Source organism: Bartonella tribocorum CIP 105476, assembly GCF_000196435.1.
Taxonomy (GTDB): domain Bacteria; phylum Pseudomonadota; class Alphaproteobacteria; order Rhizobiales; family Rhizobiaceae; genus Bartonella; species Bartonella tribocorum.
The window spans coordinates 1,391,029-1,415,534 of sequence record NC_010161.1; the positions used below are offsets into that span (position 1 = coordinate 1,391,029).

The following is a 24,506-nucleotide window of genomic DNA, read 5'->3' on the forward strand; positions in this document are numbered from 1 at the left end:
ATTCAAATATGGTCAAGTAACCATAATTTACCAACGAATAAGAATTGCTCCCCATGTAAATCCACCTCCCATAGCTTCTAACATGATAAGATCTCCTCTTTTTATTCTTCCATCGCAAAGAGCTGTTGTTAAAGCCAATGGAACTGATGCCGCAGATGTATTACCATGTTTATCCACAGTAATCACAACTTTATCTGATGAAATTTTCAGTTTTTTAGCAGATGCTTCAATAATGCGCTTATTAGCCTGATGAGGTACAAACCAATCTAATTGTGAAGAATCCATACCCGCAGCTGCAAAACAATCATCAACCACATCCGTTATCATACCCACAGCATATTTAAAAACTTCTCGTCCTTCCATACGCAAATAGCCTGTCGTTTGTGTTGTTGAAGGTCCACCATCAACATACAATTTATCAATATAAGCACCATCAGAACGCAGTTTTGCAGACAATATACCACGCTGAAAAGCAATTCCCCCCTCAATTTCTTCTGCTTCCAAAACAGCGGCTCCAGCACCATCACCAAATAAAACACATGTCGTACGATCTTCCCAATCTAAAATTCGAGAAAATGTATCGGATCCAATAACTAAAATTCTTTTAGCTGCTCCACAGCGTAAATAAGAATCTCCTGTTGTTAAAGCAAAAATAAAACCCGAGCAAACAGCTTGAATATCAAAAGCAAATCCATGGTTCATTCCCAAAGCATACTGAATTTCAACAGCAGAAGCAGGAAAAGTGCGATTTGGCGTTGAGGTTGCTAAAATAATACAATCAATATCCTTTATTGTAAGACCAGCATTTATAAGGGCTGCTTGTGCAGCTTTAACACCTAAAGAAACCGTTGTTTCATTTTCATTGGCAATATAACGTTGATGTATTCCTGTACGTTGAACAATCCATGCATCTGATGTTTCAACAAACTTAGCAAGCTCATCATTTGATAAACTTCTTTTCGGCAAAGCACTTCCTACACCCCGTATAATTGATCGAATCATTCAGCTCTTACCTTTTCTTCAGATTTTTCACTTCCATTATAAGAGCTCATCATAAGGATTCTCCACTCATCGCCGCTTCATCTTCCTGATCAAAAAGTGTTTCTTTATTTTCATGAAACCGCCGTAAATCAGCCGTTATTTTTTTTAAAAGTCCGTTATTAACCATTTCATAACCAACACGGATAGCAGAGGCAAAACCATTCGCATTAGCACTGCCGTGACTTTTTATGACGACACCGTTCAAACCTAAAAGTACGCCCCCATTCACCCTATCGGGATCCATTTTGTTTTTCAGTGTACGAAAAGCACGCCGCGATAAAAAATAACCAAGAGATGTTAAAAAAGAACTGCGCATTGCAGAATTTAAAATCTCTGCGATCTGCCGCGCGGTCCCTTCTGCAGTTTTTAAAGCAATATTACCAGAAAACCCTTCTGTTACAACAACATCGACCGTTCCTTTTCCAATGTCATTACCCTCAACAAATCCTTTATATTCCAATCCTTCTAATTGCACTTCACGCAATATCATTCCTGCTTTTTTTATTTCATAAAGTCCTTTAGCTTCTTCCACCCCCACATTTAAAAGCCCAACACTTGGTTTTTCAGTGTGATATAAAGCACGAAACATACCCGCTCCCATAACCGCCAAATCAACCAACTGACTAGCAGATGCACCAATTGTTGCTCCAATATCTAAAACGATACTCTCACTGCGAAGTGTTGGCCAAATACCTGCAATACCAGGTCGTTCAGCCTCTGCCAACATTTTTAAACAAAAATAAGACATAGCCATAAGTGCCCCCGTATTACCAGCAGAAACGCAAGCATCAGCTTCACCATTTTTTACCGCTTCAATGGCATACCACATTGATGATTTACCACGTCCATTGCGAAGGGCTTGGCTTGGCTTTTCATCCATGCGTGTATAGCTTTCTGTAGGAAAAAAGCGCGATATAGAATCCAAACAGGGATATTTTTTTAAAACTGGCTTAACGACCTCTTCTATCCCATAAAACAGAAAATAAATATTTGACAAATATTTTTGGACAATTGCTGCTCCTGCAATAGCTACTTCTGGATCGTAATCACCACCCATGACATCCACAGAAATTCTAATCACGCTTGCATATCCCACATCTTTTCATTTACATTTTTAAACGCACATTATGATTTTTGGTAACTCAAACTCATAAAACATATCTTGCGAAAATAGATCCGCAGAAAATACCGTTTTTATCGCAGTATACAATAGATAATTTTTTTATGTTTTTACAATCACTTCCAATTTTTCAAAACAGAAAATGGCGAGAGCTTTTGCTCTGCTCCTCCTAAATCTTTAACCACATGCACCTCTATCCCCTCTTTACGTGGATAACGATTAATAGACAACTCAAAAAACTCTTCCATGATTGCACCAATATCAATTTTATCATTATAAAATATTTCCGGCGTATCAAGTCCCTCCGCATCCAAAAATAATTCTCGTGTATCTTCTGATATTTTTGGCTTCATCAAATTTGAATCTTCTGGAACAAAAAAAACCTCAATATTTTCACGGATAATATTTTCTAATCGTTCTAATGTAACAACACATAACTGTACGATACGCGCTTGCAACAAACCTTTTATACGCACGCCGCGTTTTTTCCACGGAAGAATATGAAATTTTCCCTCACAAGATTTTACTTCAACTAAATCATGGTTCTGAGCTAACTGTGTACATTCTTTTTTGTTTGCACAAAGATGAACTCTTATACCTTTAGCAGAGAGAGAACGTACGGATATTGGATAAACCAAAGCAAATGCCATTTGAGAAATATTTTGAACATTCATTGACAACTCCCAAACATGAAAACCTATGAAGTACTGTGCATTTATTTAGCTCAAGTACATTTCATTCATTTTTTTCTTTTCTAAAGAAATTCTATATGGCATAATTCGCCTTATAACAGGGAAACTCAGTGTAAGCTATGGTAGATTAAGCTAAAGTTTAGAAAAACTTGAGGTTGCCTTCTTATCGTACATCTCAGTATAAAAAGGAGATATCATTGTTTCAAATACCTCACATAATAGCCTTAATCAAACATAAATTATTGGTTGGTCTATCAATAGCAGGCATCGTGACACTTGCGGGATGTAGTCTTCTTGACTCTTCGGGGACAAGCCAAATTTATAGAGAGGGTTATATTCTTGATAAAAATGCTTTGAGTTCTATTTCCATTGGCTCAAGTCAAGAGCAGGTTCTTTTAACTTTAGGGACCCCTTCGTTAAAAACAAAATATGATAATGAAGTTTTTTATTACATCTCGCAAACACGCTATCGTGGGATGCAATTTATGAAAACAAAGATTATTGATCGCAAAGTTTTAGCTATTTACTTCAATGGAAACAATCAAGTTTCAAAAGTTGCTAACTATGGTCTACAAGACGGTCAAGTATTTGATTTCATTACCCAAACAACACCAACTCTAACAAAAGAACACCCTTTCTTAATTCAAATTATAAAAGGTCCTGCGAATCTACCAACGCCTAACTAAAATATATTGTCTACTTACCATTTCAACATTATTAGGTCTGATGTTATCAGGCCTAATAAACAATATAATGATTAGAGGCGGATTTTTTTTGCCATACTGTCAAGAACGGCATTAACAAGTTTTGGCTCATCACCTTCAAAAAACGCCTTGGCTATATCAACATATTCATTCACAACAACCGCAACAGGGACATCTTTACGATTGATCAGTTCCCATAAAGCTGCTCGTAAAATTGCTCGCAATATAGAATCGAGACGTGAAAGAGACCATTCTGCAGAAAGCTGTTGATGAAGCAGAGGATCAAGCTGCTTTTGATCTTGTACAACACCCGTTATAATCGCCAAAAACCATTGAAAGTCAGCATCAAGATACTGATCTCCATCAATATCTTTTCCCAAACGATAAGCCTCATATTCAGCAGCTGTTTCCATCACTCCCGAACCCACGATATCCATTTGATAAAGAGCCTGAACTGCAGCGAGTCTTGCTGCTCCACGTTTATTGGCTGAACGCGGAAAATGTCTGCTTTTTATATCAGCCATATTTAACGATTATCTCCAAATCTCTTTTTTAGAGCGATCATACATAAAGCAGCTTCAGCCGCAAAACCACCTTTATTTTTGTCATCTTGTTTTGCACGCTCCCATGCTTGCTCTTCATTTTCAACCGTTAAAATACCATTTCCAATAGCCAAGCGCTTATGAACAGTTAAATCCATCAATGCACGACAAGAATCATTAGCAACAATTTCAAAGTGATATGTTTCACCTCGAATAACACAGCCCAATGCAACATAACCATCATAAGATATCTTATTTTGTTCAGCAAAAGCTATTGCCGCTGGTATTTCTAAAGCTCCTGGAACGGTTATAGTATCATAACTTGCTTCAGCTTTTTGCAAAGCACTCACAGCACCTTTTAAAAGCGCATCAGAAATCTTTTCATAAAAACGTGCTTCAACAATCAATACGTGAGGCTTTTTACGCATCTCTTTCATCATAATGGAATTCCAAAAAAAACGAATCAAAAAACTCAAAGCTATAGAGCATAAAATTCTAAAAACGATCAATAGAGCTGTAGCTTATTCATCTTCTCCTTTAAAAGCAAAAAGCTTCGCAGCATAACGAGCAAGTTGATCAATTTCTAAATTGACCCAATCTCCAATTTTAGCGTGTCCCCACGTTGTCATTTCAAGTGTATGACGAATAATAAGAACATCAAAAACACAATCCTCAACACCATTAACAGTCAAAGATGTCCCATTAAGTGCAACAGATCCCTTAGGTACAATGAAAGGCATAAATTGTCTTGAAACTTTTAAATAAAAACGAATTGCATCCCCTTCATTTTTTTGTTCAATAATTTCAGCCAAGCCATCAATATGACCAGAAACCAAATGCCCTCCCATTTCATCACCCAATCGAAGTGAACGTTCTAAATTAATAAAAGTTCCTTTTTTCCATTGGGCAAGATTTGTTAAACGCAATGCTTCTTCCCACGCCTCAACAATAAACCAATTGGAATCTTCTTGTTTAAATCCTCGTTCCACAATTGTCAGACAAATTCCTGAACACGCAATTGATGCACCAATTGCTAAACTTTCTACAGCATAGCGTGTAGAAATTTTTAAACGTATTCCCTGTTTTAAAGATTGAACATCTTCAACACAACCGATATCCGTTATAATTCCTGTGAACATAAAGTCTTACGTCTCCATTTATAAAAACGATCATTTCCAAACATTTTTGTCTCAACTTCATGAAATTGCGAAAGATAATTTCCAAAATGAGGCGCTTCAATACGTTTTTTTCCTAAAACAACGGGACTATAAAAACATATCAAATGATCAACACAACCCGCATTCAAAAATTTTTCTCCTGTTTTTACGCCCCCTTCCAGTAAAACACTATTAATCCCATGTTTATAAAGTATCTGTAAAAGAGCAAAGGGTTCTACATAACCATTATTCATCTCTACGGAATAAACAGACACGCCATATTGCTCCAACGTATTTTTTTTGCTTTTCTTTGAAAGATCCACATCACAAATAACCCATGTAGGAATTTTTATGGCTGTCTGGACAACTTTTGCCTCAAGGGGGATAGATAAATCAGCATCCAGAATAATACGAATTGGTGAGCGCATTTCCATTCCTGGCAAGCGGCAATTAAGCTGTGGATCATCTGCTAGTATAGTACCAATACCAACGAGAATAGCATTGTTTTGAGCCCGTAGAATATGCGTATGGGTATGGGAAAGTGCTCCACTAATCCTTATTTCTCCCTCATCTCTTTTCCCCACGCTATTATCGGCAGAAACTGCCATTTTAAAAGTGACAGCACAGCGTTGCATCTTTTTTATACACCAATGCGTCCATAAGGACTCAAAAGCCTCTTCAGCTAAAATACCCTCAACGACTTTAATACCAGCTTCACGCAAAAGAGCAAGACCACGACCATCCACACGCTTATCACAATCAGTAAGAGCAACAACAATTCGGGAAATACCTGAATCAATAAGTGCATTGACACACGGAGAAGTTTTTCCATAATGGGCGCAGGGTTCTAAAGTCACATAAGCAGTTGCTCCTTGGGCCAAAGGACCAGCCATACGTAAAGCCTGCACTTCCGCATGAGGCCTCCCATGAAAAGCTGTAACGCCATAGCCAACAATAAATGGCCCCGCACAGTCATCATTTTGTACAATTAATGCACCAACTGAAGGGTTCTCACCTGTAAGCCCCACATGACGCTCTGCCAAACGGATAGCTGCAGCCATAAACCGTTCATCTTGCACTTTTTTATTCATCAAAACGAGATTCTGTATCCGCTATACCCTTTGACAACTCATCGATAATATCGTGAAAATCGCTTGCATTACGAAAATCCCGATACACAGAAGCAAAACGGATATAAGCAATATCATCAATTCCTTTTAATGCTTCCATCACAAGATGTCCAATTTTTTCTGAAGCAATCTCTGGTTCCCCCAAACTCTCAAGCTGGCGTACAATGCCAGAGATTGCTTGTTCAATACGATCAGGATCAATATTGCGCTTACGTACAGCCACATCAACGGATCGCATTAATTTATCACGATCAAATGGCTCACATCGTCCATTTTTTTTAGTAATCAAAAGCTCACGCAATTGAACACGTTCAAAAGTTGTAAAACGACCACCGCAAACGGAACACACACGGCGGCGGCGAATCACCGCCCCCTCTTCTGCTGGACGTGAATCTTTAACCTGTGTATCCTCATATTGACAGTAAGGACAGCGCATCTCTTTTTTATCCTTAACGCGTGCTCAGATAAGAGTAAAGAGGAAATTGATTCGTTATATCTTCCACCTTTTTCTTAACAGCCATTTCAACGGCATGGTTATCTTCATCACTTTTTGCGTTCCGAAGGCCATCAAGAACTTCTGCAATCAGATGCGCAACTTGAACGAACTCTTTTTCTAAAAAACCACGCGTTGTGGCAGCAGGTGATCCCAAACGAATTCCCGATGTTATAGATGGCGTTTCAGGGTCAAAAGGAATGCCATTTTTATTGCAGGTAATATGAGCGCGTCCTAAAGCCAATTCAGCACGTTTTCCTGTTAGATTTTTCGAACGTAAATCAACCAATAATAAATGATTGTCTGTACCGCCAGAAACAATATTAAAACCATTACTCTGTAATGTTTTTGCTAAAGTTTTTGCATTTGCGACAACATTGACACTGTAACTCTTAAAAGAAGGATGCAAAGCCTCCCCAAATGCAACAGCTTTTGCCGCAATCACATGCATTAAAGGTCCCCCTTGAAGACCAGGAAAAATAGCAGAATTAATTTTTTTGGATAAAGCCTCATCATTTGTCAATATCAAACCACCACGAGGACCTCGAAGCGATTTATGTGTTGTTGTCGTTACAATATGCGCATGTGGGACCGGTGAAGGATGTACACCACCAGCAACAAGACCAGCAATATGAGACATATCAACGAGGAGATGAGCACCGATTTCATCTGCAATTTCACGGAATCGTTCCCAATCCCAGAATCGAGGATAAGATGACCCCCCTGCAATAATAAGTTTTGGCTTACGTTCCTTTGCAAGCCGTTCAACCTCATCCATATCGATAATCTGATCCTCTTGACGAACACCATAGGAAACAACATCAAACCATTTGCCCGACATATTGACAGATGAACCATGTGTAAGGTGACCACCAGCATTTAAATCTAATCCCATAAATGTGTCACCAGGCTGGAGTAACGCCAGAAAGACAGCTTGATTCATTTGGCTACCAGAATTAGGCTGTACATTTGCAAAAGCAGCACCAAAAAGCTGTTTTGCTCTTTCAATAGCTAAATCTTCGACAAGATCGACAAATTGACACCCACCATAGTAGCGCTTTCTTGGATAACCTTCTGCATATTTATTGGTTAAAACAGACCCCTGTGCTTCAAGAACAGCTCTTGAAACAATATTCTCTGAAGCAATCAGCTCAATCTCATGTTGTTGACGTTCAAATTCCCCCCTCATGGCATTAAAGATTGCATCATCAACTATCTGTAAATTATCATTAAAAAAGCGCTTTTGTGTGTCATTTTCTTGCTGAGTCATAAAACACGTTCCTAACATTAAAAAATAAAGTCATTAAACGATAACACAGCAAACCATGCAAACCAAATATTTTAAACCGCTTACACTCAAAAATACTGATACAAATATTTATCTTATTCCTTATCATAGAAACAGAAAACACTTCCCTTACAAGAATAGTGAAAAATGAAGTGAAGTTTCTTCTTTTTCTTTCTTAATTTAGACCTTTTACAAAAAAAATATCTATAATCTAAAGAGATTCAATAAGTTAGCGATTATAATTTAAGTTGGTAATGATTTGAAATAATTTATAATGAGAAAAGCTGGATATGTAGGGAAAATTAAGATAAGGCGTTTAAGAATGGTAACCAAAGTTTTTATTGATGGTGAACACGGTACAACCGGATTACAAATACAAAAACGCTTAGAGAACCGTAGAGATTTAAAACTACTCTCTCTTGCTCATAAGGATCGTCATAATGTTCATCTACGGCAAGACTATCTTAGTCAAACCGATATTGCTATTTTATGTCTTCCAGATGATGCAGCACGCGAAACCGTTCATTGGCTTAAAAAGAATAAAAATATTAGGATTATTGATAGCTCAACAGCCCACCGTGTTGCACCAAACTGGGTCTACGGTTTTCCTGAAATGACAGCAGGCCAAAAAAAACGCATTCAAACAGCCCATTACGTATCTAATCCTGGATGTTATCCTACCGGTGCCATCAGCTTGATTCGCCCACTTCGTGAAGCAGGATTGCTAGATGCCGATTATCCCATCTCGATTCATGCAATCTCCGGCTATACCGGTGGTGGAAAACAACTGATTACACAAATGGAAAATCAATCTCAAGAAAATATTCAGGAAAATTATTTTATCTATGGACTCAATCTTGAACACAAACATGTACCAGAAATTAAACTCCATGGACAAATCAACCAAACACCACTTTTTATACCCAGTGTTGGTCATTTCCCTCAGGGAATGATTGTGAATCTTCCACTACACCGCCACTTATTCACAAAATCAGCAAACTGTTCTGATCTTCGCGAAATTCTTGCAAATCATTACGATGGACAAAACATTATTTCAATTGCATCACAAGAAGAAACCGCTTCACTTCAAAGACTGAATCCAGAACATTTAGCCAATAAAGATAGTATGAAATTGTTTGTATTTGGAAATGATCGCGAAGGCATTTTTAATCTCTGTGCCCTATTCGATAATTTAGGAAAAGGCGCATCAGCTGCTGCTATTCAAAACCTCGATTTAATGATTTCAGCCAATTAACACCTCTGGATACAAACTTTTATTCAACAGCCCGATAGGCTCCTTTTGTTGCTCGCCAATGTGCAACTGCAAAACACAATACGACTAATGCCATACTTTGATGAATGAGTCCCAAACTTATTGGAACCTCGTGTAACAGTGTCAAAATCCCTAAAATGGCTTGGATAATGATTATAAAAAAGATAAGAAATGCACGACGCGAGTGGGTTGAATGTGGAGCATTTTTCTGCACATAGAAAGCATGAAGAGCCGAGACAATAAATAAAAAATAAGCAAAAAACCGATGAATAAATTGAACGGTTAAGGGATTTTCGAATAAATTGAGCCAATAAGGGTGATGCTGCAACAATCCATCCGGAATAATCTGACCATCCATAAGGGGCCATGTATTATAGACTTTTCCAGCATGAAGCCCCGCAACCAAAGCCCCCAAATAAATCTCTATCAAAACGAGAATAACAAGCCAAGCTGCAAAACATTGCACTTTTTGATTGGCTGGTTTTTCTGAATATTCTGTAAGTCCTCGAGATAAATAAGTAACAAAAATAATAACCAAACATGCCGTTATAAGATGAAATGCTAAACGATATTGGCTCACACTTGTTAAATTACTTTGTCCAATTCCCGAAGCCACCATCCACCAGCCAATAAAGCCTTGAAAGGCGATAAGGATCGGTACAACAATAAGCGGGAATAAAATATTTTTTTCAATACGCTTTGTTGCCCAAAACCAAATTAACCCCAATAAAGCGACAAGACCAACAAGACGCCCGAGAACACGATGCGCCCATTCCCACCAAAAAATGACCTTAAAAGCACTTAAAGTCATATCACGATTAAGCAGCTTATACTGTGTTATCTGTTGATATTTTAAAAACTCCTCTTGCCATTGCTCCACACCGATCGGTGGAATAACGCCATGAATTGGCTTCCATTCCGTTATCGATAATCCTGATCCCGTCAAACGGGTTGCCCCCCCTACCAAAACAATTGCTAAGCAAAGCAATAAAATAGAGTAAAGCCACACCTGAATTTGCTTTCGATTTCTCTTTTGCACAGGTGTTAAAAGGTTATCGTTTAATCTCTTTACTGCCATCTCTGATTGCCCCACGCTGCTCTCCAACTACAATACATTTTAAAATTTAAACATAAAATCTTTATATTTTAGTATGTACTAGAACTTTAGCAAAAAACAAGTGTATCGCTATAACACGCGATACATATTTCTTTTTTACGAAGTTTATAATGCAACAACGCGATAAACAGTCTTTGGAAAGCGACTAACCATCCGCATCATCCAATCCTGTTCACTAAGAACAGTATGACAAATATAATAGTCCGTTAGCTCTGCAAATTGCTCAAATCCATATTTGGGTTCGCTTGCCATCTCTAAAATAATAAAATCATACTCTTTTTTAAATTCTTGTAATATGTGAGAAATATTATTTGAAAAATCTTGTGCAGAAACAGCGCTTGTTAACCCTTGAGGAAGAATATCAACCCCCGTATCATAATCACGGTAAATAACATCATGCAACTGAGCATTGCCGGTTAAAATATCACTCAGTCCCCGATGTGGACCAATAACTTTTTCTATTTGTTGGCCAGAGATATCGACCAACAAAATTGTTTTGTTCTCTTTTGTAAGATGAAGTGAAAGTTTTGCCGCTGTCCGCGCTGCTTCTGGTCCAATGATTGAAATAACGCTTGAGGCTCGCCATTTCAAAACATCAGATAATCCCTCTATCGTAATAAAAGCTTCAAGATTTTTCATTTCTTGAGAGGCTAAAATATTTTCATTTTTCTTGAAAACATTTTCTTTTGATCTCAAAGAATCTTCTGAAGATTGATCTTTTTTGTCTTTAAAGCATGGATAAAATAACACTATTCCAAGCAAAAGAGTAAGGAAGCTTGCCAATACACTCACAAGAATATTTTTTCCATAAAGAGCGATAAAAGAAATTGGTGCTAACGTCGTTGGCATAACCACGTGGATCTTAGTATTTTGCAAGAGAAGAGAATCATCATTCAATCCCCGATACGAAACAATAACTTTTTCTCTCCCTTGAACAGACTTGCTCATCGTTTTATTTTGTGCATCGATCTCTGCTTTTATTTTATTTTCAAACGCGTTAAATATTTGATTCAAAGATTGAGATTGATCTTTTACAAAAAAGCTCATCCTTTTTTTGAGCTGCTTTTCTAACTCCGTTGCAATAATCTCATCGGAATGGACTTGATTAACGATCTGTAAAATTTTACTTTTTAATTGCTGAGAAACCGCCTCTAATTCCGCAGTCATTGCCTTAATTTGGGGATGAGTCCACCCCAATTGCGCAGCCATATGTGCTCTTTGTGTTTCCAAGAGATCACGTTTAGATTCCAGAGCTACAATTGCTGAATTGTCCGCAATAAACGATAAAGACAGTAAAGACTGTCCATTTTCACGCATCATGTTAATTGTTGAATTCAAACTTGTTAAATGAATACGCTTTAAAGTTGCTTGCGTTAATTGCATCGAAAGATCATGAAGCTCTGTTTGTTTTACACCATGCTGAAGAAAAGAATCAACAGAAGAACGAAATCCCTGCATGATATTAACGATCGCAGTATTATCATATTGTTTTTCTTCTAATTTCTCATTTAACAGAGACTGTTTCTGTTTTATGATGACTTGTGAAAATACAGAAAACCAAGTTTCCACTCCCCGTTGAGCTGCTTCACGCGTCTCAGCTTCGAAAGTAAGATTGATAAGATCACCATGACGCGATAAACGAATATTTTCCTGTTTTTTTTTCTTATAAAAAGCATTTAAAGAAAAATACGAATCATCTAAAAACATAGGCTGTGAAAGCAAAAAGGCGATAATGTTGTCTTGTTTTTCAATTGGTAATGGCTTTCCTATGGAATCAGATAACGAAAATACTAAAGTTGCTTGGTAGCCACGGGGCTGAATAAAATAATAAAACCAAATCAAAGAGATAAGCAGCATCTGTAACAGCAAAACAATCAAAATGTTTCGCCATACCGTACGTACGAACAGTCTTTTATTACATTTAAGACTCATCTTTATTTTAACCAGCAAAATACTTCTTCATATTGTTTTATTAAGAGAAAGTAGTAACTATCCTCTTAACTTGCTGTCATATTATTTTCAGATAAGAAAAACATAAAATTTGAGCAAAAAAGTTCAACAATAACTTTAAAAAACTTAATTCATATTTTTTTAATGTTCTCTAATTGTTTTTTTGCTTTAGAAGTAAGAACAGCTCTAATGGTAATAGACCCATCATCATGCCCTTCCTGCTTTATTTCTGCAGAATTTTCATAAAACCAATCAATAAGTGACATTTCATGAGGTTTTAAAAGATATTCAATGCTTTGCAGCTCTCCAAAAATTCGCTTTTCAATGGTTTTTAATAATTGATCGAGTCCATCTCCTTTAAGGGCTGATACTATGAGCGCAGGATTTAACCGTGTCTTTGCGCTTGTTTGTAAAACATTCAATGCTTGCTCATCTACCATATCAATCTTATTCCAAACTTCTATGATATGCTCTGTATCATCAATATCGATATCAAGACTTGAAAGCACTTCTAAAACATCTTGGGCATGGGTGCGATGATCAAGATCTAACATATCTCTTACATGAAGAATGAGATCCGCTTCAACCACTTCTTCAAGAGTTGCTCTAAAAGCTGCAATCAAATTCGTTGGCAAATTAGAGATAAAGCCTACAGTATCAGACAAAAGTATAGTTTTTCCATGGGGAAGAACAACTTTGCGCAAAGTCGGATCAAGCGTTGCAAATAACATATTCTTTGCTAAAACATCAGCACCGCTTAAACGGTTAAAAAGTGTTGACTTTCCTGCATTCGTATATCCTACCAGAGCCACAACAGGATAAGATGTTTTTTTTCTCTTTGCTCTATGAAGTGCACGTGTCTTAACAACCGTTTCCAATTCGCGGCGAATACGAATAATTTTCTCTTGCAAAAGACGCCTATCTGCTTCAATTTGCGTTTCACCAGGTCCACCAAGAAAGCCACGCCCCCCCCGTTGTCTTTCCAGATGCGTCCAACTCCGCACAAGACGCCCCTTTTGATAAGACAAATGCGCCAACTCTACTTGCAAAACCCCTTCTTTTGTTCGTGCACGATCACCAAAAATTTCAAGAATCAAAGCCGTTCTATCGATAACTTTACAATTCCATAATTTTTCTAAATTGCGCTGCTGTACGGGCGTCAAAAAGTGATCTATAATCGCAAGCTCGATAGAATATTTATCGATATAATCGGCCAGCACATCTGCTTTACCTTTTCCAAAGAGAGTCGCAGGACGAGGTGTTGTAAGATTAATTGTTTCATAATTAACAACTTCTAACCTTATAGCACGCGCTAGCCCCAATGCCTCTTGAACACGAGAAGATAGAGAACATTCTCTCAAAGAGCTTTCACTTCTATTCTCTTGAAAGATCGGTATCAAAACAAGTGCACGTACCTGTTTTATAGTTTGCGAAAACACTCCTCCTAATCTCTCATTTTCATTTATCATAGCAATCTAAGTATTTTTAAATGGGATAAGAGGTTTATCTTAAAATAATATGTTTACTCAGGACTTTCTCCTTCAAACATCTGTACAGGCTGCCCAGGCATAATCGTAGAAATAGCATGCTTATAAACCAGTTGTGCATGTCCATCTCGACGCAAAAGGACACAAAAACTATCAAATGAAGTTACAATACCCGTAAGTTTAACGCCATTAACAAGAAAAATTGTAAGAGAAATTTTTTGCTTACGCACCGTATTTAAAAACACATCTTGCAGGTGTTGTGATCGCTCTGCCATTATTCTTACACCTTCATCTCGGTTGCATAAAATATTCATGCATGCATATCGACTGAAAAATATTCAATTGTCAACGTAGAAGCTTCAAATTTTAGCAACAAACAACTGAAATTAGAGAAAAAACTGCTCTTTAAAGCAATAATAAAGTTCAGCCTATGAAAACCTACCATTAAATTTAAAATTTTTCCACGTTTAATTTTTTTATGAACTTACCGTTAAAAGACAGATTTTTATACATTTTAAACTATTATAGACACTCTGTGAGATGGTAAATTTTCTTCGTTTAGAATCAATAAAAGTAAGCGGACAACAACATTTATTATTGATCATCAATATTTAAAAAAATGCATTTACACTGCATTGTTTTTTTTACATTAATATATCATTGCCATTAAATTGTCCTTATCTCAAAAAGAATAGGTTGGCACAGCTTTTTATAAGCACAAATTGTAAACAGTATTTTTATTTTTGTTAGAATCAAATAATAAGTTGTTTTTATTATATTTTATAACCTTTTTAAACAAAGTACAAGATACCGCGTTAACTTTATTTTGATAAGTTTTCAAAATTTTTCTCTCGGCATATTCCTTTCTAAATAATTAACAGCTAGTATGCGGAAATTATGTGGAAGAGGACGTATCCCTTTTTCCGTCTGTAAGAGTACGAGGCGAGTATGGCACGCAGAACCAAATTGCAAACATTTGAAGTTGAAGTTGAAGAAGCCCTCACAAAAGCAATGAACTTTGACTTCGATAACACGGCATTTGAAATGATATCATCTAATAATTCTGAAAATATCGTTAATGTCGATGATTTGATTCAAAAAATTGCAATGGCAGAAGAAGAGTTTTTTTCTGAAAACGGTACTTCAACTTTTGTCTCTAATATTCATGATGATGCAGTTATTGACAAATCTGTTGTTGGACAGCTTTTTGCTCCAAAACCTTCACCTGATATTTCAGGGGGAACGGTTCACAATACATTGCTGTCAACAAAACCTCTTCCTGCAAATGATGATATAACAACGCCTGTAAATTTTGGACTCTTAAAGCAACGTTCTTCCTCTCGAATCTACTGGTATACAACAGCGCTTAGTGCTTTATGGGCTACAGGGGGGGCTTTTATTGCGCATAAGCTCGCCCCTACCGGACTGAGCTCTTTATCCAATATCAGCACTTTTGTGACATCCCCAACAGGGCTTGCTGTAGCAGCCGGAACAGCAATTCCTATCCTTATATCTTGGGGTGTTGCCCAATTAACAAAACGTTCAAACGAATTGCATAATATAGCCATTCTTATGACAAATGCTGCGCAACGTCTTAGTGAACCGCAACAATTATCTGAAAAACAAGCTATTGCTATAGGACAAACCATTCGTGAAGAAGTAGCAGCAATGAACGAAGGTATTGAACGAACGCTTGGACGTGCTGTTGAACTTGAAGCAATCATACAAGGTGAAGTTCACAATCTAGAACAAGCCTATGCTGAGAATGAATCACGCATTCATACACTGATCAAAGAATTGAGTAATGAACGCATAGCTATTTTGAATCATGCCGATCGCGTACAATCAACAATAAAGGGAACCCAAGAACAACTGAGCGATGAATTTGGCTTGGTTACCTCTAAAATTGTAACCAATGTTGAAAAACTTGCACAAACCCTTTCTCAAACTTTACAAAAACAAGGTGAAGACCTTGTTGAAAAACTTTCCTATGCCGGTGATGGTGTAACAAATCAGCTTGTTGAAAAATTTAACAAAACAACAACACAAATTCAGCAGAAAAACACAGAATTTTTCAATGAATTAGAAAAAAACTTTGATGGTTTTGCAAAACAATTTGATCATAATGAGAAACAAATAGAAAAAGCCTTTAATGAAACAGCCGTAAAAGCGGAAATGCATGTTGCTAAAATTGCAACACATATACAAGCCGCAACAGATCAAACTTTGCACGCTGTCGATGAAAAGTTTAAAGCCTTAGATAAAGCTCTTATTGATCGCAATAATCAATCCCTACAGAATTTTGATGAAAAAATCTTAAAGCTCGACGACCAAGCCCATAAGCTCTCTTCTCAATTTGATAACGTAACCTCGCAAGCAATTGGAGCCTTTGAACAACGTTTGGCAACGGTTGATCTTTCTCTTAAAGAACACAGTAACTCTATCATTGATTCCTTTATAGAACGCAGTCAGGCTTTAGAGGATAATGCTGAAAAACTTGGTAACTTCTTGGAAGCTCATGTCTTGAAAATAAATGAGAACCTCCAAGAAAAAACAGCAGACATTACCCATGCGTTTACAAATGGGCGTGAAGCTATTCTGTCTGCAATTGATAAAAGTAAAGAAAGTCTGAGAGAAGAAATTCAACATGTCGACAATGCCATTGTTGATATCATACAGGAACGTTCACAAGATTTTAAATTGCAACTTTCTGATCAACGCGCTCTCATGGCAGACATGCTTGATAACGAGAAGAATAAAATCGCTGATACATTAAGAAATCAGATTGATGTCTTAGCCCAAAATACTTCTCATATCGAAAAAGTTTTGACTGACAATGCTCAAATCGTTGACAAAAAAGCTGAAAATCATATTGCAAATATCATTCAATGTACTGACAAGCTACAAGAAGTCATTGTGCAAAGCTGCAATACAACGCAAGATGCTTTAGAGGCCCAAGCGAGAAATATTGATATCCGTGCCGATGCTCTGCGTGACTCTTTAGCAATTAATAGTTTTTCTCTCAACGAAGTTCTTGCTGATCAAGCACGTACACTCGAACAACGCATGGAAACAATCCATAATCTCATCGCCAAAAGTGATATACGTGTCGATGTTGCATTGAAACAACAAATAGATTTAGTTGAGAGCGCAATTGCCGCCAATAATAAAAACATTACTGAAACGGTTCAAGATCATATCAAAAACCTTGAAAGCCATGCCGAAATTTTAAAAAATACTCTTTCTCAATCGAGTGGTGTTTTCTTTGAAACCCTTGAAACACGGATGGAATCATTCGATACAAATTTAGAAGATCGTGCACACAAAATTGTTGAACGGACAACAACACTAGAGGAAACATTATCTGAAAAATTTGGTCAAGTCTGTGAAGCCATTGATATGCAAACATCTGTTATTGAGGAACGTTCTGACACGTTAAAAGCGTCTCTCATGCTTAATAATGAGCAAAGTCAGATAATTCAACAAGCATTGGAAAGCAGTGTTGACAATATGCGTGTTAGCTTAGAAGATTCTGTTAATACAGTCACAGATAACCTGCATAATAAGATTATAAAAGCTTCTGATATTCTTTCTTCTACAACTGAACAAATTCTCTCATCTGTTACGGATGTTACCGCACAAGCTGAAAATATTCTCTCAGAGTCAGGCAATCGCATTGTATCAAACGTTAAAAAAACAGTTTATGATACCAGTGAAAAAGTTCTGTCCGTTTTATCTGAACAAACAGCGCATACTGTCGAAGCTTTCGCAACAGCCAGTCATAATGCACAAGCATTATTGAATGAAACAGTTCACACATCAACAACAGCAATAGAGCAAATCCTTAATGAGCGTTGTGATGTTCTTCATCACTCTATGCAAAACCTTAAAAACAATTTAGGATACCAGCTTTCTGATGTAACAAGTCGTCTGGAAGATGCAAAGAATCAGACAGCAACACAAATTTCAGAACATGTTGGAAAAATAACAGAGCTGACAAATCACTTAAATCAAGCAGCGCAAAATACAACAGAATCTATTGATTCTTTAACGCAGCATATTGGTGAACAACTCTCTCTCTCCACGCAAAATGCTGAACAAAGAATTTATGCACATAATGAATCTTTAGTGAATAGCTTGAACAAAGCAAACTCTGAAACACTTCAAACAGTAACGGTTATAAAGGAAGAGCTTGTTAATAATGTCTCATCCATCTTAAAGCAATTGAATCAATCAATTTACAACTTCCAAGAAAATAGTCATGTTGTATTATCGGCGGTTCAAAATATTGATGGTCAGTTTAATGAAACTGCGAATAATTTTTTCCGCAATACGAATCAAGTAGCAGAGTGTTTATCTGCCTCCAATCAAGCACTCAATAATAATGTTGAAATTCTGCAAGGGCTCTCGAAAAGTACCTTTGAACAAATTAATCATATAACAAGCAATTTTGGTGAACATGCAAGAACACTTTCCCAAACTATTCAGGTTCTTGAACAGTCTGAAAATTCACTAAGTTCAACACTTGAAGAAAAACATAATACGCTTTCTCTATTAAGCGATGCTCTTGTTTCAAAGTCTCATGAAATTAATCAAATGATTGAGCATTATGAAAAAATCTTCAACTTAGCCCTTGAACGCTCTGATAAGAATGCGCGTAACGCCACAGATTCATTCCAACAATCCCTTAATAGACTCATTAGTGAAGCGTCAACACGTTTTTCAGGAGCAGCAGAAGATATACGTCGCTCCGCGGATGAAGTTCGTTTAGAGCTTTCAAAGATTAATAACGATATTCATGAAAATGCTAAAAAGCTTCCAGAAAAAACAAAAGAAACAACACAAACAATTCGTACGGCTTTGAATGAACAAATTACAGCACTAAAGGATCTTGTCAGTGTTATACAAAATGATCAAAAGGGCACAACACAACAGTTAACATCAGCATTTCCTCCATCATCAATGCTTAATAAGAGAAGTGAGAATTCCTCTGAGTCCATTAAAAAAATCATACCCCCTAGACCTGTTTTGCAACAAAATCAAAGCAAAAAAAGCCCCAGAAAATGGGTGTCAAATCTCTTAGAAAGAGCTTCACGTGAAGAGCCATTTTATGATGAACCCCTCAATGAGGCTATTTCAACATCCGTGCAAACAAAACCACGTCCTGCAAACAGTTCTCTTAACGCATTAGCATCGGGTATAGTGCAAGCTATTAATCACAATGCCATTGTTGAGCTATGGGACCATTATCAACGTGGACAAAAAAACATCATAACAGAACGCCTTTATACCTTGAATGGAAAAACAATATTTGAAATGATTAAGAGAAAATATATGAGTGATTTTGAATTTAAACATTCAGTGAATCAATATGTTTCAGATTTTGAAAAGCTCTTACGTGATATATCGCGCAGTTCTGGTTCTTCTAACTCAGTTCGCAAATACCTGATATCAGATACAGGGAAAGTTTATACCATGCTTGCTCATGCAAGTGGACGAATCCAATAGACAATAAAAAAAGTGGAGAAAATATTTTTCCACTTTTTCTTTTTCCAGTTTTCTTAATGACTCATCTAGAGTGCTTTGCTATAAACTGGAGCCTTGGACTTCAAAGACTGATAATTGACATGAGATTTTTTGATATCCTCAGTGATAACCCTAAAGAAGCATATTTTATTATCTTCTCTTAATCCCTTTATTTTTCATAGTTTCATAAAGGTATAAAACTGATAATATTATTTTCTATTCCTCAATGTTTCTTCACGCGTTTGTATTAAAATAGCTCATCAGAAACATTTCTATTCCTTTTTTAAGGTTTTTTTATTCATATATTTTTCTTACTTGAAATATGTAAGCCAACATTTTTTATATGAGGTAAATTTGAAATGAATGAACCATATTGTATTAAAATTTTTCACTCGACATAGCGGAATATATGAATTTCATGTATAAAATGCGTAATGACAACTGTCTCGGATATATCTTTCGTTTATTAAGACACAAATTTGTCAGTATATTTAAAAATATATAGCCCGTATTATTAAGCGTTCAGTTGAACAATTAACAAAACAACTTCCATTTTTAAAGTTTCAGTTTCTTTTTTAATAATTTCACAAACAATTTATAAATTTCAAATTGTTATTTAAAATTTCTTCTACTTTCCTATAGAAATTTAAATAAAGAAGCTGAAGTTAATAGAAAAAACTCTTCTTTTCTTTCCTTAATTTGTAAGCATTGCAAAAAAAATAATGGCTTGGTAATGTAATCATTAGTAAATATTTTATTTGTTTGTAGATTAATCAATTTTTACGCGTTTTATTAAGGATAAGAAAAACAAATGTGCTGCTATCAATGAAATTTATTCATGCGCACAAACGAAAAGAAACATTAAACTGGTTTTACGATCTAGCGGAATTTGCTCATGCTCATGCATTTTGATATTCAGAGAAATGAGGATCTATTAGTGGACAAAACCTTATTGTAGATGGAACACTCATATAAACATACACTAACTTGGATATCATAAAAATGTCTAGAGAACGAAATAATGATTTCAGTTCACCAATAGCTGAACTTGACAGTGCTGCACTTTTTTATCACCAACATCCAAAACCTGGAAAATTGGAAATACAAGCAACAAAACCTCTTGATAATCAACGTGATTTAGCTCTTGCGTATTCCCCAGGCGTTGCAGCGCCATGTCTTGCAATCCATGAAGATCCCAATCTTGCTGCTCAATATACATCTCGTTCTAATTTAGTTGCTGTTATATCAAATGGAACAGCTGTTCTTGGTTTAGGGAATATTGGTCCACTCGCTTCAAAGCCCGTTATGGAAGGCAAAGCCGTTTTATTCAAGAAATTTGCGAATATTGATGTTTTTGATATTGAAATTGATGCATCCGATATAGAGCAAATGGTACAAACGGTATCGAGCCTAGAACCTACATTTGGTGGTATTAATCTTGAAGATATTAAGGCTCCTGAATGTTTTGAAATCGAAGAAAAGCTGCGCGCTAAAATGAATATTCCAGTTTTTCATGATGACCAACATGGAACGGCCATTATTGTTTCAGCGGCTGTATTAAATGCCTTAAATCTTTCAGGAAAAAAAATTGAAAATGCCAAAATAGTTACCTCAGGTGCAGGCGCTGCCGCCCTAGCTTGTCTTAATCTTTTGGTCCGTCTTGGAGCAAAAGTTGAAAATATTTGGCTTAGTGACTTAGAGGGTGTTGTTTATGAAGGTCGCAAAACCCTTATGGATCGTTGGAAAGTCAATTATGCACAAAAAACTGACGCACGAACTTTATCTGATATTATTGATAATGCAGATATTTTTCTAGGACTCTCTGCGGGTGGTGTTTTAAAGCCTGAATATCTTAAAAAAATGGCTCAAAATCCATTAATTTTAGCGCTGGCTAATCCAGTACCAGAAATTATGCCTGAAAAAGCACACTCTATACGGCCCGATGCAATGATCTGTACAGGGCGCTCTGATTATCCCAATCAGGTTAATAATGTCCTTTGTTTTCCCTATATCTTCCGTGGTGCATTGGATGTAGGTGCTACTGCAATTAATGAAGAAATGAAAATGGCTGCTGTTCATGCAATTGCTGCTCTTGCTCGTGAAGAAACTTCAGATGTTGTAGCACGTGCATACTCAAAAGAACCACCTAATTTTGGACCAGACTATCTAATCCCCTCTCCTTTTGATCCACGTTTAATATTACGTATTGCTCCCGCTGTTGCTAAAGCAGCAATGGCAACAGGTGTCGCACTCCGTCCCATTGAAGATATGGAAGCCTACTATGATATCCTCAATCGATTTGTCTTTCTTTCTGGACTAACAATGAAGCCTGTTTTTGCTGCAGCAAAAACATCAAAACGTAAACGTGTTATCTATGCCAATGGTGAAGATGAACGCGTCCTTCGTGCAGCGCAAGTTGTCATTGAAGAACAAACAGCAACACCTCTTCTTATCGGTCGTCCACACGTCATAGAAGCAAGATTAAAACGCTTTGGTTTGAGAATTCGCCCTAATATAGATTTTGAATTAACAAACCCTGAAGATGATCCTCGTTTTCGTGATTACGTTAATTTATTTTTTCATTATACAGGAAGACGTGGCGTTACGCCTGAAATGGCAAAAACAATAGTGAGAACATCAACAACGGCTATTGCGGCCCTTGCCGTCATGCGTGAAGAAGCAGATGCGATGATTTGCGGCTTAGAAGGACGTTTTGAACGTCAACTTGAATTGATTGAACAAATTATCGGACTTGACCCTCATGTTCACCGTTTTTCTGCTATGAGTTTGCTTATCTCTCAACAACGGACTCTTTTTCTCACGGATACTTACGTCAATGAAAATCCTTCTGCAGAAGAAATCGCTGAAATGACCGTATTGGCCGCTCAAGAAGTTGAAGCATTTGGAATAACACCTAAAGCAGCCTTATTATCACACTCAAACTTTGGTTCTAAAAACACAGAAAGTGCGCGTAAAATGCGACGTGCAACAGAAATTCTTGCCAAATTACACCCTCATTTAGAAGCAGATGGTGAAATGCATGGTGATGCTGCCCTTTCCAAAGTTTTTCGTGATCGTGTTTTTCCTGATTCTCGTCTCAAAAGTGAAGCGAATTTGCTTGTCTTTCCAACACTTGATTCAGCCAACATCACGCTCAACACTGTTAAAAGCCTTACAAATGCACTCCATGTTGGTCCTATTTTAATAGGGGCAGCACGTCCCGCCCATATACTAACGCCTTCAGTAACATCACGCGGCGTTGTTAATATAACAGCTCTTGCCGTCCTTGCTGCAAATAGGAAAAATAGTCTCGTAAAATAAATGTACAATAAAACTTCAAAGTTTTTTAAATATTGAGATATAGTATTTCACGTACTGTAAAGTTCTTTTTTCTATAGATAAAGACAGTTATATTCTGGATTAAAACTTTTTTTTAAAGAGAAAAAAGGCTAGAAGAATGATATTAAATGTATTTTGAATTTACTAACTCTATAATAAGGAATCCATACATTGCCTTCCACGTTTGATAAAGTTGCTGATATTATTGCAGAAATTAGTGAAATTGATCGTAGTACAATCACACCTGAAAGTCATACAATTGATGATTTGGGAATCGATAGTCTTGATTTTCTTGATATTGTTTTCGCTATTGATAAAGCCTTCGGAATAAAAGTGCCCCTAGAACAATGGACGCAAGAAGTCAATGAAGGTACAGTGACTACGGAAGAATACTTTGTTCTTAAAAACCTCTGTGCAAAAATTGATGATCTCGTTGCCTTAAAACAGGCGGAGTAATTTTTTTACTATGCATGATCAATCCGTATTCATCACTGGTATAGGTCTCATAAGCTCTCTTGGAGAAGGAACTGATCAACATTGGAGTCTCTTAAATGATCCAATTTGTACACCAAACCTAGATTGTACAACTTTTTCGCCCTACACAGTTCATAAATTGCCTGAAATTGATTGGAGTTCACAAATCCCTAAAAAAAGCGATCAACGGCAAATGGGGACATGGCAACGCCTTGGTACCTATGCGGCTGGTCTTGCTCTTGATGATGCCGGCATGAAAAATAATGAACAATTCACGTCAACAATGGACATGATCGTAGCAGCAAGTGGAGGAGAGCGTGATATTACTGTTGATACCCAGATTCTTTCTAAAGCGCGCGCAGTCACCGATCACGCTTCTATATTAAATGTTGCGCTTTCAACTGAACTTCGTCCAACATTATTTTTGGCACAACTTTCAAATCTTCTGGCGGGAAACATTTCAATCGTTCATAAAGTCACTGGATCATCTCGCACATTTATGGGAGAAGAAGGCAGTGGACTTTCTGCCCTTCAAATTGCTGTAACCCGTATTAAATCAGGACAAAGTACCCATGCTCTTGTAGGAAGTTCCTATAATGCACAAAGTTATGATATGTTGTTGGCCCATGAGCTTGGTGGTCTTTTAACCCATAATGGATGGAGCCCAGTGTGGAATCGTGAAATTCACCCTGGTGGTGGTATTATCACCGGTTCTGGTGGTGTCTTTCTTGTTCTTGAAAGTAGAGAACATGCAAAAAAACGTAACGCACGTGCTTATGCTGAAATTAGCCAAATTATTACAGACCAAACAGATAGAACCAAAACGCCGCTTAAGAAATCAATTGCAACAATGTTAAAAATGGTGGGCGCTAAAGATTCCTTAGCCATTTCAGCAGCTTCAGGGGCTCACGAAGCAACAAAAGCAGAACAAAATGCTCTTGATGACGCTAATCTATCTTACCGTGGTATTACAACATTATTCGGTTATATGCGAGAAGCACAATTTCCTTTAGCAGTTGCCCTTGCAGCACTTTCAATTGAAAAAAAACTCTGTTTTCCAGCGTTAAGTCCTCATGAAAAACCTTTTTCTAAAGAAGTACATGAAATACTTGTTACATCTATTGGTATAAAAAGGGCTGAAGGTATCCTACGTCTTACGGCTGTTTGAAGGAG

At 36.9% G+C, this 24,506-nt stretch carries 19 protein-coding genes; 6 read left to right on the top strand and 13 right to left on the bottom strand.

Going from position 1 to position 24,506, the window contains the following annotated elements; translation table 11 throughout:
* Positions 1–27: 27 nt before the first annotated feature.
* The 3 genes from BTR_RS06245 to BTR_RS06255 form a co-directional block, all read right to left on the bottom strand.
* Positions 28–1,002, bottom strand: coding sequence for a beta-ketoacyl-ACP synthase III (locus BTR_RS06245; RefSeq protein WP_012231855.1), 975 nt, complete (start codon positions 1,000–1,002; stop codon positions 28–30).
* A 49-nt stretch (positions 1,003–1,051) separates the two neighbouring features.
* Positions 1,052–2,122: a phosphate acyltransferase PlsX gene (gene plsX, locus BTR_RS06250; RefSeq protein WP_012231856.1), complete on the bottom strand. Its 1,071-nt coding sequence runs from the start codon at positions 2,120–2,122 to the stop codon at positions 1,052–1,054.
* A gap of 155 nt (positions 2,123–2,277) precedes the next feature.
* Positions 2,278–2,835 (bottom strand): DUF177 domain-containing protein, encoded by a 558-nt coding sequence (locus tag BTR_RS06255; protein WP_012231857.1) that lies wholly within the window; start codon positions 2,833–2,835, stop codon positions 2,278–2,280.
* A 224-nt stretch (positions 2,836–3,059) separates the two neighbouring features.
* Here BTR_RS06255 and BTR_RS06260 point away from each other — a divergent pair, with 224 nt between their 5' ends.
* Positions 3,060–3,539: an outer membrane protein assembly factor BamE gene (locus BTR_RS06260; protein WP_038474605.1), complete on the top strand. Its 480-nt coding sequence runs from the start codon at positions 3,060–3,062 to the stop codon at positions 3,537–3,539.
* A gap of 71 nt (positions 3,540–3,610) precedes the next feature.
* Here BTR_RS06260 and nusB read toward each other — a convergent pair whose 3' ends face one another.
* From nusB to glyA, 6 genes are all read right to left on the bottom strand, one after another.
* Positions 3,611–4,081, bottom strand: a complete 471-nt coding sequence (gene nusB, locus BTR_RS06265) for a transcription antitermination factor NusB (RefSeq protein ID WP_012231859.1) — start codon at positions 4,079–4,081, stop codon at positions 3,611–3,613.
* A 2-nt stretch (positions 4,082–4,083) separates the two neighbouring features.
* Entirely contained in the window at positions 4,084–4,539 is a 456-nt protein-coding gene (locus BTR_RS06270) for a 6,7-dimethyl-8-ribityllumazine synthase (protein WP_012231860.1), read from the bottom strand.
* Positions 4,540–4,620: 81 nt separating this feature from the next.
* Positions 4,621–5,238, bottom strand: coding sequence for a riboflavin synthase (locus tag BTR_RS06275; RefSeq protein ID WP_012231861.1), 618 nt, complete (start codon positions 5,236–5,238; stop codon positions 4,621–4,623).
* Positions 5,220–6,347, bottom strand: coding sequence for a bifunctional diaminohydroxyphosphoribosylaminopyrimidine deaminase/5-amino-6-(5-phosphoribosylamino)uracil reductase RibD (ribD, locus tag BTR_RS06280; RefSeq protein ID WP_012231862.1), 1,128 nt, complete (start codon positions 6,345–6,347; stop codon positions 5,220–5,222). The genes BTR_RS06275 and ribD overlap by 19 nt, the downstream gene beginning before the upstream one ends.
* Positions 6,340–6,822, bottom strand: a complete 483-nt coding sequence (nrdR, locus tag BTR_RS06285; protein ID WP_012231863.1) for a transcriptional regulator NrdR — start codon at positions 6,820–6,822, stop codon at positions 6,340–6,342. The genes ribD and nrdR overlap by 8 nt, the downstream gene beginning before the upstream one ends.
* 13 nt (positions 6,823–6,835) lie before the next feature.
* Positions 6,836–8,149, bottom strand: coding sequence for a serine hydroxymethyltransferase (glyA, locus tag BTR_RS06290; protein ID WP_012231864.1), 1,314 nt, complete (start codon positions 8,147–8,149; stop codon positions 6,836–6,838).
* 340 nt (positions 8,150–8,489) lie between these two features.
* On the opposite strand from glyA, the gene argC reads away from it, so the two are divergent.
* Positions 8,490–9,422, top strand: a complete 933-nt coding sequence (gene argC / locus BTR_RS06295) for an N-acetyl-gamma-glutamyl-phosphate reductase (protein ID WP_012231865.1) — start codon at positions 8,490–8,492, stop codon at positions 9,420–9,422.
* A gap of 19 nt (positions 9,423–9,441) precedes the next feature.
* Here argC and BTR_RS06300 read toward each other — a convergent pair whose 3' ends face one another.
* The 4 genes from BTR_RS06300 to hfq form a co-directional block, all read right to left on the bottom strand.
* Positions 9,442–10,533, bottom strand: coding sequence for a COX15/CtaA family protein (locus BTR_RS06300; RefSeq protein WP_038473656.1), 1,092 nt, complete (start codon positions 10,531–10,533; stop codon positions 9,442–9,444).
* 129 nt (positions 10,534–10,662) lie between these two features.
* Positions 10,663–12,489: a membrane protein gene (locus BTR_RS06305; protein WP_012231867.1), complete on the bottom strand. Its 1,827-nt coding sequence runs from the start codon at positions 12,487–12,489 to the stop codon at positions 10,663–10,665.
* 149 nt (positions 12,490–12,638) lie between these two features.
* Positions 12,639–13,976: a GTPase HflX gene (gene hflX / locus BTR_RS06310; protein ID WP_012231868.1), complete on the bottom strand. Its 1,338-nt coding sequence runs from the start codon at positions 13,974–13,976 to the stop codon at positions 12,639–12,641.
* A gap of 53 nt (positions 13,977–14,029) precedes the next feature.
* Positions 14,030–14,269: an RNA chaperone Hfq gene (gene hfq, locus BTR_RS06315; RefSeq protein WP_012231869.1), complete on the bottom strand. Its 240-nt coding sequence runs from the start codon at positions 14,267–14,269 to the stop codon at positions 14,030–14,032.
* Between the two features lie 673 nt (positions 14,270–14,942).
* On the opposite strand from hfq, the gene BTR_RS06320 reads away from it, so the two are divergent.
* The 4 genes from BTR_RS06320 (at position 14,943) to BTR_RS06335 (ending at position 24,501) form a co-directional block, all read left to right on the top strand.
* Positions 14,943–19,502 carry a coiled-coil domain-containing protein gene (locus tag BTR_RS06320; protein WP_012231870.1) on the top strand — a complete coding sequence of 1,520 codons (4,560 nt, stop codon included), beginning with the start codon at positions 14,943–14,945 and terminating at the stop codon, positions 19,500–19,502.
* Between the two features lie 1,020 nt (positions 19,503–20,522).
* Entirely contained in the window at positions 20,523–22,841 is a 2,319-nt protein-coding gene (locus BTR_RS06325; RefSeq protein WP_012231871.1) for an NADP-dependent malic enzyme, read from the top strand.
* Positions 22,842–23,030: 189 nt separating this feature from the next.
* Entirely contained in the window at positions 23,031–23,315 is a 285-nt protein-coding gene (locus tag BTR_RS06330; protein ID WP_012231872.1) for an acyl carrier protein, read from the top strand.
* A gap of 10 nt (positions 23,316–23,325) precedes the next feature.
* Positions 23,326–24,501 (top strand): beta-ketoacyl-ACP synthase, encoded by a 1,176-nt coding sequence (locus BTR_RS06335; RefSeq protein WP_012231873.1) that lies wholly within the window; start codon positions 23,326–23,328, stop codon positions 24,499–24,501.
* Positions 24,502–24,506 lie beyond the last annotated feature (5 nt).